Source organism: Streptomyces sp. P5F9 (genome assembly GCF_057961495.1).
Map to the genome: position 1 here is coordinate 1 of NZ_JBXVPZ010000201.1, position 17,197 is coordinate 17,197.

The 17,197-nt window shown below is 70.3% G+C and carries 13 protein-coding genes and 1 pseudogene; 4 read left to right on the forward strand and 10 right to left on the reverse strand.

All coding sequences use genetic code 11. The features are described 5' to 3' along the window. Positions 1-18 precede the first annotated feature (18 nt). On the reverse strand, positions 19-444 hold the full coding sequence (locus tag AC31A1_RS28130; RefSeq protein WP_489656003.1) for a phosphotransferase: 426 nt from the start codon (positions 442-444) through the stop codon (positions 19-21). Between the two features lie 711 nt (positions 445-1,155). On the opposite strand from AC31A1_RS28130, the pseudogene AC31A1_RS28135 reads away from it, so the two are divergent. Beyond that, positions 1,156-1,452: pseudogene (locus AC31A1_RS28135) on the forward strand (hypothetical protein); the annotation flags it as partial. Between the two features lie 2 nt (positions 1,453-1,454). Then, positions 1,455-1,742, forward strand: coding sequence for a hypothetical protein (locus AC31A1_RS28140; protein WP_489656004.1), 288 nt, complete (start codon positions 1,455-1,457; stop codon positions 1,740-1,742). Here the strand turns inward: AC31A1_RS28140 and AC31A1_RS28145 are convergent. The 9 genes from AC31A1_RS28145 to AC31A1_RS28185 all read right to left on the reverse strand — a co-directional run bounded on the left by AC31A1_RS28145 (position 1,739) and on the right by AC31A1_RS28185 (position 13,749). Then, on the reverse strand, positions 1,739-2,950 hold the full coding sequence (locus tag AC31A1_RS28145) for a N(5)-(carboxyethyl)ornithine synthase (RefSeq protein ID WP_489656005.1): 1,212 nt from the start codon (positions 2,948-2,950) through the stop codon (positions 1,739-1,741). The genes AC31A1_RS28140 and AC31A1_RS28145 overlap by 4 nt on opposite strands. 143 nt (positions 2,951-3,093) lie before the next feature. After that, a complete protein-coding gene (locus AC31A1_RS28150) occupies positions 3,094-3,663 on the reverse strand; it encodes an NADPH-dependent F420 reductase (RefSeq protein WP_489656006.1) in 570 nt (189 codons plus the stop codon). Further along, a complete protein-coding gene (locus AC31A1_RS28155; RefSeq protein WP_489656007.1) occupies positions 3,660-4,895 on the reverse strand; it encodes a beta-ketoacyl-[acyl-carrier-protein] synthase family protein in 1,236 nt (411 codons plus the stop codon). Before AC31A1_RS28155 ends, AC31A1_RS28150 begins: the two co-directional genes overlap by 4 nt. Beyond that, a complete protein-coding gene (purU, locus tag AC31A1_RS28160; RefSeq protein WP_489656008.1) occupies positions 4,892-5,815 on the reverse strand; it encodes a formyltetrahydrofolate deformylase in 924 nt (307 codons plus the stop codon). The genes AC31A1_RS28155 and purU overlap by 4 nt, the downstream gene beginning before the upstream one ends. Before the next feature lie 4 nt (positions 5,816-5,819). Next, positions 5,820-7,100, reverse strand: coding sequence for a beta-ketoacyl-[acyl-carrier-protein] synthase family protein (locus AC31A1_RS28165; RefSeq protein WP_489656009.1), 1,281 nt, complete (start codon positions 7,098-7,100; stop codon positions 5,820-5,822). Next, positions 7,097-7,561 (reverse strand): SRPBCC family protein, encoded by a 465-nt coding sequence (locus AC31A1_RS28170; protein WP_489656010.1) that lies wholly within the window; start codon positions 7,559-7,561, stop codon positions 7,097-7,099. The genes AC31A1_RS28165 and AC31A1_RS28170 overlap by 4 nt, the downstream gene beginning before the upstream one ends. Further along, the gene (locus tag AC31A1_RS28175) at positions 7,548-11,534 is read right to left on the reverse strand and encodes a non-ribosomal peptide synthetase (RefSeq protein ID WP_489656011.1); all 3,987 of its coding nucleotides are present in this window, start codon (positions 11,532-11,534) and stop codon (positions 7,548-7,550) included. Before AC31A1_RS28175 ends, AC31A1_RS28170 begins: the two co-directional genes overlap by 14 nt. Before the next feature lie 32 nt (positions 11,535-11,566). Beyond that, a complete protein-coding gene (locus tag AC31A1_RS28180; protein WP_489656012.1) occupies positions 11,567-11,872 on the reverse strand; it encodes an acyl carrier protein in 306 nt (101 codons plus the stop codon). A gap of 50 nt (positions 11,873-11,922) precedes the next feature. After that, positions 11,923-13,749 (reverse strand): acyl-CoA dehydrogenase family protein, encoded by a 1,827-nt coding sequence (locus tag AC31A1_RS28185; RefSeq protein ID WP_489656013.1) that lies wholly within the window; start codon positions 13,747-13,749, stop codon positions 11,923-11,925. Between the two features lie 714 nt (positions 13,750-14,463). Between AC31A1_RS28185 and AC31A1_RS28190 the strand changes: the two genes are divergently transcribed. Together AC31A1_RS28190 and AC31A1_RS28195 are read left to right on the forward strand one after the other, a co-directional pair. After that, positions 14,464-14,955: a MarR family winged helix-turn-helix transcriptional regulator gene (locus AC31A1_RS28190; protein ID WP_489656014.1), complete on the forward strand. Its 492-nt coding sequence runs from the start codon at positions 14,464-14,466 to the stop codon at positions 14,953-14,955. A gap of 285 nt (positions 14,956-15,240) precedes the next feature. Next, positions 15,241-16,857 carry an MFS transporter gene (locus AC31A1_RS28195; protein WP_489656015.1) on the forward strand — a complete coding sequence of 539 codons (1,617 nt, stop codon included), beginning with the start codon at positions 15,241-15,243 and terminating at the stop codon, positions 16,855-16,857. Positions 16,858-17,197 lie beyond the last annotated feature (340 nt).

A 17,197-nucleotide genomic window follows, 5' to 3' on the forward strand; every position in this document is an offset into this window, starting at 1 on the left:
GCTCAACTCGCCGAGTTTCTACGGACGTTGCAGCGCGTCGGCGGCGGGAATGCGCTGCAACGTCCGTAGAAACTCGGCGAGTTGAGCGGCGGCCAGGTCGGGATCGGCGAGGCCGTCCACGGTCGCCGTCGTCCCGTCGAGCCAGCGGGTGACGGACCAGTGCCACGCGTAACCGCGGCCCGGCGCGCCGAGCGCGAGCGGTTCCGGTACGGCCAGGGGCAGTCGAGGTGCCAGCAGGGGGAGCCAGGTGTGTTCCTTGGCGGCCTCGCCGTCCGCCCAGTCGCTTCGGGGCAGTCGTACGGACATGGTGTCGCCGAGGCGGTGGATGACGTGGTCCGAACCGGAGGGTTCGACGTGTTTCAGGGGCAGTTGGGACCACTGCGGGAACTGCGCGGCGAGCAGTGCGCGGACGAGTGCGGGGTCGCTGGCGGGGGCGATGGTCATCTCTCCCTTTCGTGTCCTCCTGGGCGAGGACGACGCCGACCGGCCCACCGGGCGGGTAATGGGGCCACGTTACCGGGCGAACCGATCAACTGCCTCCGCAATAAGCCGCGTTCGACCCGCCCTCGACCGAAGGCTCACCGGCCGACGGGTTGCCGCCACCCGTCCCTGCACCGGGCAATCGTGCCGGCTCCGACCCGCCTCCCCCGTCGTGCGGCTGCGCCGGGCGACCCTCCGCTCCGCCCGTCCGCCCTGTCGTACGGCTGTCCGCTCCGGCGGGTCCGCCTTGTCGTACGGCTGTCGGCTCCCGCCGCCTCCCCGTCGTACGGCCATCCGCTTGCGGCCGTCCGCGTCGGCTCGTCATCGGGTTCCGGCCGCGTCCGTCGGATGGGTGTCCGCCCGGCCCCCGCAGCTCCGGTGCTCGCCTCCGTCTGTCCCCGCGGGGCGCTTGGCCGCTCCGGCTGTCCCGTCGGGAGGCCGCCGCTCTCAGCCATTAGCTTTGGCGCCTTCTCCGTCTGCCCCCGCCGGGCGGCTGGTCGCTCCGGTCGTCCTGCCGGACGGCTGCCGTCCTCGATCATTGGCTCCGGCGCCCGCTACGTCCGCCCCCGCCCGGTGGCTGACCGCTCAGGCCTCCCCCCGTAAGCCCCCGATCACTGTCCGCGTCCCACGGCGAGGACTACGCTGGTTGAACCGGCCCTGGCCCCGGCCTTGGCCCCGGTCATGGCCACGGTTCGGGTCGGGTTGGCCACGCGGCATCGGGTGATCTTTGTGCCGTTGGACGACGCGATCGTGGGGCCGGGCTGTGTGAAAGTCGGGTATCCCAAGGCCCTGGTGAAGCAGGCTCTCTCGATCGGTACGGACGACGTGCTGCCCGCCGAGGACGAGGAAGGGATCTTCAAGCACTACGGGCTGCCGTACCAGCCGGGTGCCGGCGGCGAGCGCCAACTGGCCCGCCGTTGGCGGCACCGGGCGCCGAGAGGTTTCGACTCGGCGTTCCGGGCCACCCGTTGAACATGTCCACACGCTACGGCGGAAGCCCCGCGGGGACGGTCATCTCCGTCATCGCGGACATCGCGGCACTGATCCTGATCCTGTGGATCGCTCTCTATCTGTTCGACGCCAACACCGCGAACAACTCGGTCGACTGGGTCCACGACGCGGCCAACTGGCTCTCAGGCTGGTCGCACAACCTGTTCACCATCCACTCGGCGGACTGGCGGACTGTCGTCAACTACGGCCTGCCCGCCCTCGTCTATCTCTTCATCGGCCACGCGGTGGCCGCCGGGGTCAACCGGAGCTAGACCACCACTGGGCCTTCAACCGCCTTGCCGTCAGGCCGCCTTGCCTCATGACCTTCAGGCCGTCGCGCCTCGGGGCTGTGCGGGTAGGCGGCCGACCGGTGCTGGAAGGAGAGGATCTTCGGGTTCTGGACGACACCGTCCCGGATCTCGATGGCCTTCCGGACGGTGACGTCGTCGTCCCAGGTGGTCGGTCCGCTCATGACCGTACGCAGGTACGGCAGGAGCGCCTCGCTGATCTCCCACGTCGCGGAGTTCCACAGGTGGGACGGGCTGTGGTCCACGGCGTAGTAGTGGCAGCCCGGTCCGACCGTGGACATCGGGTCGCCGAAGCCGCTCGGCCGGGCCCACGCGAAGCCCATGCCCTCGTCGCAGGCCACGTCGATGAAGAAGGTCCCCGGCTGGAACAGCGCGAGTTCCTCGTTGTTGACGAACATGAGCGGTGCGTCGGTGTCCTGGAGCACACAGTTGACGACAATGTCGAACCCGGCCAGGTACTGCGCGAGCGGCACGGGCCCCAGGCCGGTGACCGCCTGGAGGCGCGTCGGGTCGTCCTCCTGCTCCTCGAAGTGCCCCATCACGACCGACGGCATCGGCGACGCCACGGCCGCCGCCGCGCGCTGCGTGAGCACCGTGACGTCGGAGACACCCATGGCACCCAGGCCCGTGACCGCGCCGCGTGCGGTGGCGCCGAAGCTTATGACCACCGCGCGCAGCCGGCGGCCGTAGCTCCCGGTCAGCCCGCCGAGCTGCAGGGCGTGCAGCACCGAGCAGTAACCGGCCAGCTCGTTGTTCTTGTGGAACACATGGACGCTGAAGGCGCCCGTGGAGGTCCAGTGGTTCATGGCCTCCCAGGCGATCAGGGTCAGCCGGCGGTCGATGCCGATCTGCGTCGTCTTCTCGTCCTGCACACAGTGCGGCCAGCCCCACAGCACCTGGCCCTCGCGCAGCTCGGCGAGGTCCTCGTGCATGGGCTTGGGCAGCAGCATGATGTCGCACTCGGCGACCAGTCGCTCACGCGAACGGAGGCCGGCGACGAGGGGGCGCAGCGCCTTGTCGGCGATGCCGAACCGTTCGCCGTAGCCCTCTTCGAGGAAGATCCGCTCTCGTAGGTCCGGGTCGATCCGGTCGAGGTGGCGGGGGTGCAGCGGCAGACGGAACTCGTTCTCCTTGCGGGAGGAGTGCAGTACTCCGAGACTCATCAGGCTCATGTGGGGCGGCTCATTTCCGGCCGGACACGTAGCGCTCCGGCGTTGCCGTTCCCCGAGGGCGACGCCGAAACGGCTGACGGCGTGCGAGGTGCGCTCGGTAATGCCACGGTACTCCAGTCCTCGAAGGGCCGGATTCCACCGGTTCAGGCCGCGAGCACCCCCGCAGAGCCCACCCCGCGCAACGCCATCCGTTCCACGCGGCGGGCCTGGTCCAGGCCGCCGGCGTCGGTGTAGGTGAAGAGGGTCGGTGTGCACACGTCCAGGAAGGTCCGTTTCGCCTCCAGGTCGTCGGAGATCACGTGGATGTCGGGGACGGACGGGTCGGCGGTGCCGGTGAACGTCTCCCACCAGACGTTCTTGAAGGCGCCGACCAGCCGGGCCTCCGGGAACGCGGCGGCCAGATCCGTGGTGCCGCCGGTCGCCCAGGGGCCCACGAAGTCGACGTGGCCGCCGGTGAACGGGTTGGTGATGTCCACCAGGATCTTTCCGCGCAGCCCGGCGCGCCAGGGGCGGAGCTGCTGCACCGCTCCTGGCACGCCGAGGGCGGCGGGGATCACGATCGAGGACTGCGCCACGACGTCGTCGTGGCGCCCGTCGAGCCGTACCTCGTGTCCGGCACGGGCGAACATCGTCGCGAGTGTGACGGCGATGCCGCCCGTGCCCAGGACGCCGATCGTCGGCATCACGTTCCTCTGCTCCCGCTGCTCGCTCATGGCGTCCGTTTCAGGACCAGGCTGACGTTGTGGCCGCCGAAGCCGAAGGAGTTGGCGAGGGCCGCGTCCCAACTGCCCTTGCGGTTCCCGCCGTTGACCACGTCCAGGTGGATCTCCGGGTCGAGTGTGTCGAGGTTGCGGGTGGCCGGGACGACCCCGTGCTGGAGGGCGAGGAGGGCGGACATCGCGCCGAACGCCCCCGACGCGCCCAGCATGTGGCCCGTCATCGACTTGGTCGCGGTCACCACCGGGTGCGTGCCCAGCGCCTTCGTCACCGCGTCGGCCTCCGCGAGGTCGCCGCCGGGAGTGGAGGTGGCGTGGGCGTGCACATGGCCGATGTCGGAGGGCTCCAACTCCGCGTCCCGCAGGGCCGTTCGGATCGCGCGGACCTGCCCCTCGGTGTCGGACGCCGAGATGTGCAGGGCGCTGGAGGTGACGGCCGCGCCGGCCACCGCGCCGTAGACGTGGGCACCCCGGGCGCGGGCGAACTCGGCGCGTTCCAGGACCAGTACGGCCGCGCCCTCGGCGATCACGAACCCGGAGCGGCCGGCGTCGAACGGCCGGGACACGGCGGCCGGGTCGCCCTCCTGCCGCGAGAGCGCCTTCATCTGCGCGAACGCGGCGACCATCAGCGGATGCAGACTCGCCTCGGTGCCCCCGGCCACCACGACATCGGCGCGCCCGAGACGGATCAAGTCCAGTGCCAGGGCGATGGATTCGGCGCCCGAGGCACACGCGCTGACCGGGGCACGGGCGCCCGCCCGCGCGCCGAGGTCGATGCTGACCCAGGCCGCCGGGCCGTTCGGCATCAGCATCGGGACGGCGTACGAGGACAACTTCCGCATGCCCGACCGCTCGTAGACGTCGTTCTGGCCGAGCGTGCTCAGGACGCCGCCGATGCCGGTGCCGACGACCACGGCGAGTCGTTCGGGTTCGACCGGAGGGCGGCCCGCGTCCTGGAAGGCCTCCCGGGCCGCCGCTACGGCCAGTTGCTCACCCCTGTCCAGCTTGCGGGCCTGCACCCGGCCGAGGATCTCGACCGGGTCCGCGGACACCGAGCCCGCGATCCGCACCGGTAACTCGTCGGGCCAGGAGCCGTGTTCGTCATGAAGGGCGCGCACGCCGGAGCGTCCGTCGAGGAGCCCCTGCCATGATTCGGGTGCCGTAGCGCCGAGCGGGGTGATGGCGCCCAGGCCGGTCACGAGCACGTCCACATCTCTGAGCCGGCTCATGCGAAGACGATCGTGTGGTTGCCGTGCCGGAGCACGCGGTCCTCGCCGTGCCAGTGCACCGCCCGGGTGAGTACCGCCCGTTCGACGTCCGCGCCGCGTCGTTGCAGATCGGCGGCGGTGTCCGCGTGGCTGACCCGGACCACGTCCTGCTCGATGATCGGGCCCTCGTCCAGGTTCTCGGTGACGTAGTGGGCCGTGGCGCCGACGAGTTTCACGCCGCGTTCCTTCGCCTTGGCGTAGGGGCCCGCGCCGATGAACGCCGGCAGGAAGGAGTGGTGGATGTTGATGATCGGCACGTCCAGTCGCTCGATGAAGTCCGCCGACAGGATCTGCATGTAGCGGGCCAGCACGACGAAGTCGACGTTGCCCCGCAGCAGCCTCAACTGCTCGGCCTCCGCAGCCGACTTGTCAGCACCTGCCGATGGCACGTGGAAGAACGGGATCCCGAACGACCGGACCTCCTCCGCCGTGTCCGGGTGGTTGGAGATCACCATCGCGATGGTGACGGGGAGTTGACCGCGCCGGTGCCGCCACAGCAGGTCCAGCAGACAGTGGTCGGACTTCGAGGCGAAGATCGCCACCCGCTTCGGCACCGACAGGTCCCGCAGGGTGAACTCCAACTCGAAGTCCCCGGCGAGCCGTTGGCGCAGTCCGTCCTCGATCGCGGGCAGCGCCGCCCCGAGGTGGTCCAGGCCGAACACCGTCCGCTGGAAGAACGCGCCGCCCTGCGGATTGTCCGAGTACTGGTCGAGGGAGACGATGTTCGCGCCGTGCTCACCGAGCACCGCGCCGACCGCCGCGACGATGCCGGGCCGGTCCTTGCCCCGGACGGTGAGGGAGGCGTGCCGGTGCGCGGTGCGAGCGGCCGGGGCGGGGGCCGTCGTAGCGCGAACGGCCTTTGTGGCCTCCAGAGTTGACATCACGTCACTTGCCCTTCTCGGCGCGGAAGGTGAGGGCCACGTTGTGGCCGCCGAACCCTGCCGAGTTCTTCACCGCGACGATCTGCTCGGGGCCCAGCTTGAGCGGGCCGCCGTGCACGATGTCGACGGAGAGTCCCTCGTCGAGGCGGGTGAAGTTGCGGGTCGGCGGTACCAGGCCGTGGTGCAGGGCGAGGACGGTGATGATCGACTCGATCGCGCCGGCCGCGCCGAGGCTGTGCCCGGTCATCGACTTGTTGGCGGACACGGCCGGACCCTGGGTGGCGTCTCCGTCCGCGTCGCCGAACACCGTCATCACCGCGCGCGCCTCCGCCGCGTCGCCGGGTGCGGTCGCGGTGCCGTTGGCGTTGAAGTGGGCGACGTCCGCCGGGGTTACGCCCGCGTCGGCGAGGGAGGCGCGGACGGCCGCGGCGGTGCCGGTGCCGTTCGGCTCGGGCTGGACCATGTGGTACGCGTCCGAGGTGATGCCGACTCCCGCCAGTTCGGCGTAGATCCGGGCGCCGCGCTCGCGTGCGTGCCGTTCCGATTCGAGTACGAGGATGCCGGCGCCCTCGCCGAGGACCATGCCGTCGCGGTCCGCGTCGTAGGGGCGGCAGGCGGACGCGGGGTCGTCGAAGCGCTGCGAGAGCGCGCGCATGGCCGCGAACGAGGACAGGACCATGGGGTGCAGCGGGGCCTCCGCGCCGCCCGCGACCACGACGTCGGCCTCCCCGCGCCGGATCAACTCGGCCGCTGTGACCAGGGCTTGGGTGCCGGAGGAGCAGGCGTTGACGGTGGCGTGCACGCCGAGGCGCGCGTTCACCAGCAGCGCCACGGCCGCCGCCGAGCCGTTGCCCATGGACATCGGGACGGTCATGGGCGGGACGCGCCGCCAGCCCCGTGTCTTCAGGATCTCCCAGCCGTCGATGATCGAGGTCATGTCGCCCAGGGCGGCCGAGACGGCCACGGCCACCCGGCTCGGGATCGCGGTGCTGTCGTCGAGGCCGGCGTCGGCCCAGGCCTCCGCCGCCGCCGTCACCGCGAACTGGGCGGAACGGCTGAGGCGTCGGCGCTGCTGGTGCTCAAGTCCCGTACCGGGGTCGACCTTTGCGCGTCCGCCGAGCAGCGGCGGCAGGTCCTTGGCCCACGACTCGTCCTCCAGCAGACTCAGTCCGCTCTCGCCGCGCAGCATCGCGTCCCAGGTGGCGGCGACGGTCCCGCCGAGCGGGGTGGTCTCGCCGAGCCCGGTGACGACGACCTTGTTGTTCTCTTCCTGGCGGTTCTTCATCGGTTGCGCGCTCCCTGTCCGAGCTGTGCGGCGAGCTTTCCGGAGTCCTTCTTGACCGAGTTGACGAGCACCTTGCGCAGCAGGGACTTCGGCATGATCCCGAAGTAGTCCCCGGGGTCCACCTCGAACGTCCAGTGCACGGTGGTGGTGCCGTCCTCGCGTGCGACGAACTCGTAGGTGCCGACGTAGCCGAACGGCCCGTCGAGGGTGTGGAACCTGGAGCGCCGGCCGGGCTCGAACTCGCTGATCTCCACGGTGAACTGCATCCGCTTGCCGATCAGCTGGAACGTGATCTCGTACTGCCCGCCGGGCCGTGCCGGGCCGTTCAGCAGCGTCACGTCCACGCAGGCCGCCTGCCAGACCGGGTCCTGGACGGGGTCGGCGATCAGGGCGAACGCCTCGTCGGGCGGCACCGGGAGGTGGAACGCGTACTCGGCTGTGACCTGCTCAGTCTTGGTCATCGTCGGTGGGTCCTTCCATGTGGGGAGCGATCGCGCGGGCCGCCAGTTCCGCGTACGGCGGGTACATCACGGAGTTGTGGTCCCCGGCGACGTCGATGACGTGCAACTCGCCCTTGATCAGGGCCTCCCAGCCCAACTTCGGTCCGTAGTCGGCCTGTTCGTCGGCCGCGCGGAGCAGCACGAGGTCCAGGTCGGCCGGTTCGGGGAGGTAGGTCTGCAGGGCGATGCCGTTGGCGAGGTAGGCCTCGAAGTAGCGCAGGATCGTCGCGCGGTCCGCGTCCTCCGCCAGGACGCCTATCGCGGCGGCCTGTTGGAGGATGTGGTCGAAGGCCGCGTCGCCGCCGAGGGCGCGCAGTTCGTCCGCCGGGATGTCCAGCGTCTTTCCGGCGGGTACGGCGAGGTCGCGGGCGAACCAGGACAGGATCGTCGAGTCGTCCGCGGACTCCGGGATGTTGGCCTCGACCGGCGCCCGGCTGTCGATGCCGACGATGAACTCGATCTCCTCGCCGAGCGCGCGCAGTTGACCGGCGACCTCATAGGCGATGACCCCGCCGAAGCACCAACCGCCCAGCGCGTAAGGCCCGTTGGGCTGTACCTCCCGCAGGAGGTCGATGTAGCGGGTGGCCATGGCCTCCACGCTGATCTCGGCCTCGCCCTCGTTCTGGATGCCGGGTGCCTCGATCGCCGACACCGGCCTGCCGGGCGGGAGATGACGGGTCAGCTCGACGTAGCAGAAGACGGTGCCGCCGAAGGGATGGAACAGGAACACCGGGCGCCGCTCCGGCTCGCCCTCGCGCAGGACGACGAGCGGGCCGCGCGCGGTCTCCTGGCCGCCGGACCTGACGATCGCGGCGAGTTCGGCGACGGTGCCCTGCCGGCCGAGCATGACCGAGATCGGGATCTCCACGTCCCACTCGGCACGGATCGCCGAACTGAGCCGGACGGCCAGCAGCGAGTGGCCGCCCACGTCGAAGAAGTGGTCGTGGACGCCGACTTGGGACACCCCCAGGATCTCCGTCCACATCCGCGCGAGGGTGATCTCGGTGGCGTCACGCGGCTTCTCGAACCCCGCGTCCGAGGAGACCACGGGCTCCGGCAGCCGATTGCGGTCGATCTTCTTGTTCGCCGTCAACGGCAGCTCGTCCAGCACCATCACGATGCCCGGCACCATGTACGGCGGCAGGGACACCCCGGCCGCCGAGCGGACGTCGGACGGCCTCAACTCGGCGCCGTTCTCCGCGAGCAGATAGGCGACAAGCCGATCGTCGCGGACCACGACCACGGCGGTGGAAACGCCCTCGACCGCTTCCAGAACCGTCTCGACCTCGGAGAGTTCGATCCGGTAGCCGCGCAGCTTGACCTGGTTGTCCAGGCGCCCGTGGTGCAGCAGCCGCCCCTCGCTGCTCCAGCGCGCCCGGTCACCGGTGCGGTACAGCCGCCGCTCCGGCGCGGCCGGCAGCCCGGTCACGAACCGCTCCTCCGTCAACTCCGGCCGGTCCCAGTACCCGACGGCCAGACCCTCCCCGCCGATCCACAGCTCACCCGGGAAACTCGGCTCCACGGCACGGCCCTGCGGATCGAGGACGTACAGCTGCGTGTTGTCGAGGGGCGCGCCGATGTCGATGCCCGACGCGGGCTCCACGACACCGGCGGTGGACCAGATGGTCGTCTCGGTCGGGCCGTAGACGTTGCGCAGACTCGCGACCCGCGAGGACAGGAACTCGGCCAGATCCAGGGGGAGTTCCTCACCGCCGCACAACACGTTCAGCCGCGGTGCGCCCGTCCAGCCGGCGTCGCGCAGCATCCGCCACGAGGTCGGCGTCGCCTGCATCCAGGTGGCACCGCACTCCTCGATCCGCACCGCGAGAGCGGCACCGTCGGCGGCCGTGGCGCTGTCGCACACGACGACCCGGCCGCCGGTCAGCAGGGGCAGGTACAGCTCCAGTCCGGCGATGTCGAAGGAGATGGTGGTGACGGCGAGGAGACTGTCCGAGGCGCCGAACCCGGTGGTCTCCCGCATCGAGAGCAGCAGGTTCGTCAGCGCGTGATGGGGGATCGCCACGCCCTTGGGGCGGCCGGTGGAACCCGAGGTGTAGAGGATGTACGCCAGGTCGGAGGGGCCGGTGGCCGGGTCCGCGGAGGCGGAGGCCGTGGTGTTGTCGCTCCCGGCGTCCGCCCCGCCGCGCAGCACCCCGGCCCCGAGGTCGTCCAGACCCAGCACCGGAAGCCCCGGCAGCCAGCTCTCCCGCAGGCCGGACTGGCTCAGCAGCAGCCGGGCCCGGGAGTCCTCGGCCATGTAAGTCAGCCGCTCCACCGGCAGGTTGGGGTCCAGCGGCACATACGCCGCCCCGGCCTCCAGCACCCCCAGCAGCGCGGCCACCAGCGGCGCGCCGCGGTCCACCATCACCGCGACCCGGTCGCCCGGGGCGATCCCGGCCGCCCGCAGCGCCGCCGCGGTCTCCTCGACCGACGTGAGCAGACGGCCGTAGCTCCACTCCTCGCCGCCCGCGACCAGCGCGACCGCGTCGGGTGTGCGCCGCGCCTGCTCACGGAAGAGTTCCGGCAACCGGGCCGCGGGCAGGGCGCGTTCGGGTCCCGAACCCCACTCGGTGAGCCGCGCCCGCTGCCGTTCGTCGCCGCGCGCCAGCTCGCGCAACGGTTCGTCCGGGCGGTCGACCAGGGTCTCCACCGTGGTGACGAACGTGGCCGCCAGCTCCCGTGCCGTGCCGGCCCCGAAGATGTCGGTGTTGTAGCGCAGCACCCCCGCGAAGGCGCCGTCGCGCTCCGCGCCCATCTCGACCCACAGATCGGTCTGACCCTCCTGCTGCGGCAGCGGATACGGCCGCAGGGTCGCGCCCGCGATCCCCAACTCGGCGCCGGGGCCCGGCTCCAGCAGGAAGAACGCGTCCATGTCGTTCAGGAACGGCAGCCGGTCCCACGCGAAACCGGCCTGGTACAGCGGCGTCCGGCTCGGGTCGCGCGGCGGCGCCAACTCCCGTACCAGCCAAGGGAACGGCAGCTCCTGCGCCCGCATCGCCTCCGACACCCGCTCGCGCGAGGCCGCCAGCGACTGACGGTACGTCAACTCCTCGTCCACCTCGCCCCGTACGACCACGGTGTTCACGAAGTTGCCGAGCGCGTCCCGGAACTGCCGGTGCAGCCGCCCCGAGGTCGGGGTGCCGACCACGATCTCCGACTGCCCGCTCAACCGGCTCAGCAGCACGAAGTACGCGGACAGCAGCACCGTGTACGGCGTCGACGAGGTCTCCCGGGCCAGCCGCCGTACCGCCTCCGTCGCGGAGACGGACAGCGCGAACGGCGCCGAACCGCCGTCGTAGGACGGCACCGGCGGACGCGTCCGGTCGCCGTACAGATCCAGCGCGGGCGGTATGTCCGCCAGCCGCTTCGCCTCGCCGTCGAGCAGCGTTCGCGCGTTCTCGCCGGTGAGGAAGGCCTGTTGGCGTTCGGCGTACGCGGCGAAGGCGTCGCCGTCGAGCGTGAATCGGTTCGGTGTGCCCTCCAGGCGGCTGCGCACCTCGGAGAGCAGCAGGGCCAGCGACCAGAAGTCGGCCGCGATGTGGTGCATCACGACGGTGAACACCCAGGTGCGCTCACCGGTGCGGTACAAGTGCACGCGCCACAGCGGGGGTCGGGACAGGTCGAAGGGGCTGCGGCTGTCCGTGCGGACGAGGTCCCGCAGCGCCTCCGGGCTCAACTCCCGTGCGTCGGTACGGCGGATGTCCAGCGGTACGGCGTCCCGCACGAACTGCTCCGGACCCTCCGGACCGGCGCGGAAACCGACCCGGAGAGCGTCGTGCTCACGGGCCAGGTCGGCGAGTATCTCCCGTAGCTGTACGCCGAGTTGAGGGTCGGCGGTGACCTCCGCGCCGAACACGATGTGGTAGGCGGAGCACCCGGGATCGGTCTCGTGGATGAACCAGAGGCCGGCCTGCTGGGCGTTCACAGAGTTCACAGAGTTCACGGAAGTCCCGGAATGCACAGTGCTCATCGCCGACCGTCCGCTGCGGCGGTGGCGGAGACGGGCTCGGTGTTCATCAGCTTCCACAGGGCCTCGGCCAGGGTGTCCACCGTGGGGTGGTCCCAGAGGAGGTCGACCGGCGGGTCGGCGAGACCGCACACGTCCTCGATCTCCATGCCCACCGAGAGCGCGGCCATGGAGTCCAGGCCGTAGTCGGTGAAGGGCCGGTCGGTCGCCAACTCCTCGGGGGCGACGCCGGCTTCGGCGGCCACCGCGTCTACGAGGACCTTCTTCACGTCGTCGAACGTCAGGGTGCTGGTGGTGGTGTTCATCGCAGATCGATACCTTCCGGCCGGTATGTGGTCGTGGTCAGGGATGGTGGTCACGCGGCGATCGTGGACTCGGCGTCGTCCCGGCCCGCCTCGCGTGCTCCGGGCTCGGCCATGCGCACCGGGCGGACGGAGAAGAACTCGTTGTCGGCGCGCTGCGAGTTCATGCGGGTGAACAGCCGCCGGGCGGTGGCCTGTTCGAGGTCGCCGACCTCGTACTGGTGGACCTGGCGGCGGGCCAGCGCGGCCCGCAGCCACTCGCCGTCGGCGAAGAAGGCGTCGAGGTGGTCCCGGTTGAACAGCCACACGCCGAGGGCCGCCACCTTCGCGTGCAGGGAGCAGAGTTCCTCCGCCACCCGGATCAGCCGGGGCGCGGTGGACTTGCTGGACGTGGTGGGCTCCGAGGGCCGGCCGGCCGTCGAGCGCCGGATCTCGGTCACGCGGGCGAGCAGCGTGTCCAACTCCCGGCGCAGTTCCTCGGCTTGGCCGCGCAGTGCGGTCAGCCGGTCCTCGTCGCAGCCTTCGGACGGTGCCAGCTCGGCGAGGCGGGCGATCAGCGCGGGCAGGCTGGCGAACGTGGCGTCCCTGCCGCGGCCGAAGACGCTCACCCGGTGCGGTTCGAAGGCGGGCAGCTCGGCCCGAAGGTCGTACAGCGGGCGCCAGTCCTCGTCCGCTCCGTGCCCATGTGCCTTGGCCAGCGCGGGGAGTTGGAGCGCGAGAGAGTCCAGGCAGACCGGCTCGCTGCCGTCGAAGACCGAGACGACGGCGCCGTCACGGAGCATCTTCTGGAACGTGCCCACGTGTTCGGCGGCGCGCAGGAAGTACCGGGCGCCCAGCGTGCGGGCCAGCACCTTGCTGTTGGTGTCGACGAGGCGGGCCACCTGCACCTTCGCGAGGTTCCCCCAGATGCTGAACTGCTCGGTGTACAGGTGCAGTCCGCGCATCGCGACGAGGCTCTCGCACTCCGCGACCAGCAGGCTCAGATACGCGTTGGCGAGGGACTCCGTGACGTACGGGATCTCGTTCGCGGGGCCGTCGTAGAGGATGCGGTCGGAGAGGAAGCCGGCCACCGTGCGCAGCATGGTGTCGCCGGTGCCCAGGGAGAGGCCGGTGCAGAAGGTGCGGGTGATCAGCAGTCCGCGCAGGGCCAGTTCGAGGCCCTCGCCCTCGGCTCCGAGCCGGGCGGTGGCGTCCACGCGGGCGTCGTCGAAGGCGACGCCGCTGATGTCGCAGCCGCGCAGACCGTACGTCGGGACTCGGGGGACGCCGGTCACCTCGCCGGAGATGACCTGCGAGCGGTCCACCAGGAACATGGACTGCTGGCGTTTGGCCGGGGTGCGCTCGTCGCCGGTGGTGCCCAGCAGAACCACGTGGGTGGAGGTGCGGCCCCGGTTGATCGGCCACTTCTCGCCGGACAGGACGTACTGGTCGCCGTCCGGGGCGGCCGTGAAGCGGTTGGCGGCCAGGTCGGCGCCGTGCCCCGGCTCGGAGTAGGCCAGGCACGGGACGACCCCGCCGCGCAGGACCGTCGCCGCGTACTTCTCCTGCTGCTCGGCGTCGCCGCCGATCCACGCGAGCATCATCCACACCTGGGTGCTCTCGCTCACGGCGACGTTCATGTCCCGGCGGGCGATCACCCGGGTCAGCATCAGGATGTCCTCGGCGGCCCGGAGATCACCGCCCAGCCGCTCGGGCACGAAATACCGGTTGAAGCCGAAGGCGCGGACCTGGTCGATACCGGCGGACGGGAGTTCGTCGCGCTCGTCGAGCGCCAGCGCCCCGGCGAAGGACAGGGCGTTGGATTCCACTTCAGGGTCGCCGAGCCAGCCCTCCAGAGCCTCCGCGAGGGCAGTGCTCGACTGCTTGTTTGAGCTTTCCATGAGCTTTCCATTCCATGCCTGAGAGGGCAGCGGCACAATGACACAGCCGTGCCCGATAGACGGACCTGAAAGCGGACGTGCGAATGTGGCGCATGAATACACGTCGCGTTGGAGAATGCAGGCGAAAGGAGCGCACCGCGCGCTGCTGAAAAAGCGCAGCACTGTGCGAAAGAGTCAGTTCACCTGTGTCTGACCAGCGCCGATGGGCGCGGGTTCCTCGTCGTCAGCGTTGTCCGATACAACAGCTGATGGAGCTTTGAACCATTTTGAAACCCCCGTTGCGCGAAGCGCGGTTTCGTCCCCGTGTTCTTCCCCGTGTGCTGCCCGGTCACCGATTGCAATGTTCTGGCCAGGTGCTTCGAGAGCGTAGCAGGCGCGCTACTTGGTGCCACGTGACTCAGGTCACCCGGCGTTTCTCATTCCCCAGTCGAACGTTTGGTCCTGTGATCGATCATCGAGTGGCTGACCTCGATGATCTCCGGAGAATCACCCGTTCCATTTCGCGGTATGCGGAGGATCGTATTCCGCTGGATTTTGCGTGGGGATAACCGTCCGGGGGGTTGTCACGGACGGCGGAATAATGAACTCCGTGTGACCCCGGGGGTGTCGTGGAGGGGCCGGGGTCCGGCGATTTCCCTGGCGGAGGGGGGTGTCGTGGCCGTAGAACGTTGTATCTTCGATGGTGGAGATTGCGACGATCGAAGGAGTCGGCTCATGGTGCGCACAGGTGGCACGGAGCAGTACGGGGTGTCCCCCCGGGAGGACTTCCTCATCGCCGAGCGCCCCGGCTATCTGCTCCACAAAGCGGGGTTGGTGCTGGTGGAGGACGTGGAGAAGGCGCTGGGCGCGGTCGGTATGCGCATCCGCTACTTCTTCGTGCTGGCCGCGCTGGCCGGCGGGCCCGAGCTCTCCCAGCAGGACCTGAGCCGGCTGCTCAACCTCGATCCGACCACGGTCGTGACGGTGATTGACGAGATGGAGCGCAACGCGCACGTGGAGCGCCGCCGCAACCCCGCCGACCGGCGCCGCTACAACCTGATCCTCACCGAGGCCGGCCGCGAGGCGCTCGCGACGGCGGACCGGGTGGCCACGGAGGTCGAGTCGGCGTTCTTCGGCGCCCTCTCCGAGGGCGAGCGCGGGGTGCTGCGCAAGATGCTCGGCACGCTGATGGCCGGCCGCTGGCCCGCGTCGGTCTGCTCGGACTGACATGAGCCGTCCTCGAACTGGCCGGGAACGGCCGTGAGTTGACGCAAAACGCTCGCCAACTGACGCAGTGCGTCCGCGAGTTGACGTAGAACATCCTCGAACTCGCCCGAGCCCGTGGTGCCGACAGGTGCCGCGGGCTCTGTCGTACCCGGAGATCGTCACTCCGGGTGACCGAGTTCGCCGCGCCGGTCGTGACGGCATTGACTCACGGCTTTCCAATCATCTAGATTTCCATCATCTAGAGATCCCAAGGTCCAAAGTTCCTGTTGATTGGAAGGTCCCCGCATGTCCGCAGAACGCGCACCATCTCCCACTAGGTGGTGGACACTCGGGATCGTCGCGTTGGGCTCGTTCATGCTGATGCTCGACCTGAGCGTGGTCTCCATCGCGCTGCCGCAGATCCACAAGAGCCTGGGCAGCAGCTTCGCCGACCTGCAGTGGGTGTTCGACGCCTACGCCCTCACGCTGGCGATCTTCCTCGTCGCGGCGGGCTCGCTCGCCGACCGGATCGGCCGCAAGAAGGTCTTCCAGGTCGGCTTCGCCATCTTCACCGCCGCGTCCCTGGCCTGCGGACTGGCCGACGGCGCAGGGGAGTTGAGCTGGTTCCGGGCCATCCAGGGAGTCGGCGCCGCCATCATGTTCGCGGTCGGTCCCGCGATGCTCAGCCATGAGTTCCACGGCAAGGAACGGGCCACCGCGTTCACCGCGTTCGGCGCCGCCGTCGGTCTCGCCGTCGCCACCGGCCCGCTCATCGGCGGCTCGCTGATCAACGCGCTGTCCTGGCGCTGGATCTTCTACATCAACGTGCCGGTCGGCGTGCTCGCCATCCTCATCGGCGCGCTGCGCGTCCGCGAGTCCCTCAACACGCGGGCCCACCCCACCGACTGGGCCGGCCTCGGCACCTTCAGCCTCGCGCTCGGCGCCCTCGTCTACGCCACCATCCGTGGCCCGGTGGAGGGTTGGACCAGCGCCAACACGCTCGGCCTCTACGCGGCGAGCGTCCTCTTCCTGGTCGTCTTCGTCGCCATCGAGCGCCGCCTCGGTGAACGCGCCCTGATCGACCCGGCGTTCTTCCGCAGCCCCACCTTCGTCGGCATCTCCCTCGTCGCGATGATCGGCAACGCGGGCGCCCTGCCCTCGGTGTTCTTCGAGACCAGCTACCTGGAGAACATGCTGCACGTCGACGCGTGGGGGACAGGTCTGCGGTTCCTGCCGCTGACCGGTGCGATGTTCGTGGCCGGTGCCCTCGGCGGCGGCCTCATCGGCAAGGTCCCCTTCCGGATCCTGCTGGGCGGTTCGACCCTGGTGATGGCCATCGGCATCCTGTGCCTGAACCTCACCGAGGCGGACTCGTCCTGGACCGTGCTCGTCCCGGCGCTGGTCATCTCCGGCTTCGGCATGGGCGCCTTCAACCCGGCCCGCGCCGCCCTGGCCATCGGGGTCGCCGAACCGGCCAAGTCCGGTGTCGCGTCCGGGATCAACGAGACGTTCCAGCAGGTCGGCATCGCGGTCGGCATCGCCGGCATCGGCGCCTACTTCCAGCACACCGTGTCCCAGGACTTCACCTCCTCGGCCGTCGGCAAGCAGCTCGGCGCCGACACCGCGGAGACCGCCGCGCACGGCATCAGCGCCGGTGGCCTCGACGCCGTGGTCCAGGCCGTCCCGGGCGCACTGCGCGAGAAGGTACTGGCCGCCGGACAGGACGCGTTCATGAACGCCTTCCACGGAGCCATGACCCTCAGCGCGATCCTCGGCTTCGTCGCCGCCGTCATCGGCTTCACGATGCTCCGCACGAAGGACCTGCACGCCAGCGCCCTGTCGACGATCCCCCCGGACATCGACGAGGACGGCGAGGTGCGCCCCGACGACGCGTCGGACCTCCCGGTCGGCGCCCCGGCCTGACCGCACCGCGCGGCTGAGGAGCCCGCCCGATACACCGTCCCGGTGGCCAATCCCCCGCGCCACCGGGACGGTTCAGTGCTGTCCGGCAATCCCTCGATCAGGTGACGGCCCGCTGTACCGCCGGTCGAACACCGGATCGTGACCACACCTCCCAGCGGCCCCTAGGGCGGCACCCGCATCCTCGAACTTTCGTCCGGCGGTTCGCCCGTCCGCACCCGTGACGGCATGTTGATCAGGCACGTTCTTCTGGCACCGAGTCACTGCACCGACCGCAGGAGGTTGCCATGAATCCCGTGCCCGTCCCCGCCCTCGTCCCGCTCGCGTTCGAACATCGCACCCC

What these genes read in the sequence shown, in the direction of transcription:
- AC31A1_RS28190 (WP_489656014.1), top strand. Translation starts at nt 14,464, where the DNA reads ATGGTGCGCACAGGTGGCACGGAGCAGTACGGGGTGTCCCCCCGGGAG.
- AC31A1_RS28140 (WP_489656004.1), top strand. Translation starts at nt 1,455, where the DNA reads ATGTCCACACGCTACGGCGGAAGCCCCGCGGGGACGGTCATCTCCGTC.
- AC31A1_RS28145 (WP_489656005.1), bottom strand. Translation starts at nt 2,950, where the DNA reads ATGAGCCTGATGAGTCTCGGAGTACTGCACTCCTCCCGCAAGGAGAAC.
- AC31A1_RS28150 (WP_489656006.1), bottom strand. Translation starts at nt 3,663, where the DNA reads ATGAGCGAGCAGCGGGAGCAGAGGAACGTGATGCCGACGATCGGCGTC.
- AC31A1_RS28165 (WP_489656009.1), bottom strand. Translation starts at nt 7,100, where the DNA reads ATGAAGAACCGCCAGGAAGAGAACAACAAGGTCGTCGTCACCGGGCTC.
- AC31A1_RS28155 (WP_489656007.1), bottom strand. Translation starts at nt 4,895, where the DNA reads ATGAGCCGGCTCAGAGATGTGGACGTGCTCGTGACCGGCCTGGGCGCC.
- AC31A1_RS28180 (WP_489656012.1), bottom strand. Translation starts at nt 11,872, where the DNA reads ATGAACACCACCACCAGCACCCTGACGTTCGACGACGTGAAGAAGGTC.
- AC31A1_RS28170 (WP_489656010.1), bottom strand. Translation starts at nt 7,561, where the DNA reads ATGACCAAGACTGAGCAGGTCACAGCCGAGTACGCGTTCCACCTCCCG.
- purU (WP_489656008.1), bottom strand. Translation starts at nt 5,815, where the DNA reads ATGTCAACTCTGGAGGCCACAAAGGCCGTTCGCGCTACGACGGCCCCC.
- AC31A1_RS28195 (WP_489656015.1), top strand. Translation starts at nt 15,241, where the DNA reads ATGTCCGCAGAACGCGCACCATCTCCCACTAGGTGGTGGACACTCGGG.
- AC31A1_RS28185 (WP_489656013.1), bottom strand. Translation starts at nt 13,749, where the DNA reads ATGGAAAGCTCAAACAAGCAGTCGAGCACTGCCCTCGCGGAGGCTCTG.
- AC31A1_RS28130 (WP_489656003.1), bottom strand. Translation starts at nt 444, where the DNA reads ATGACCATCGCCCCCGCCAGCGACCCCGCACTCGTCCGCGCACTGCTC.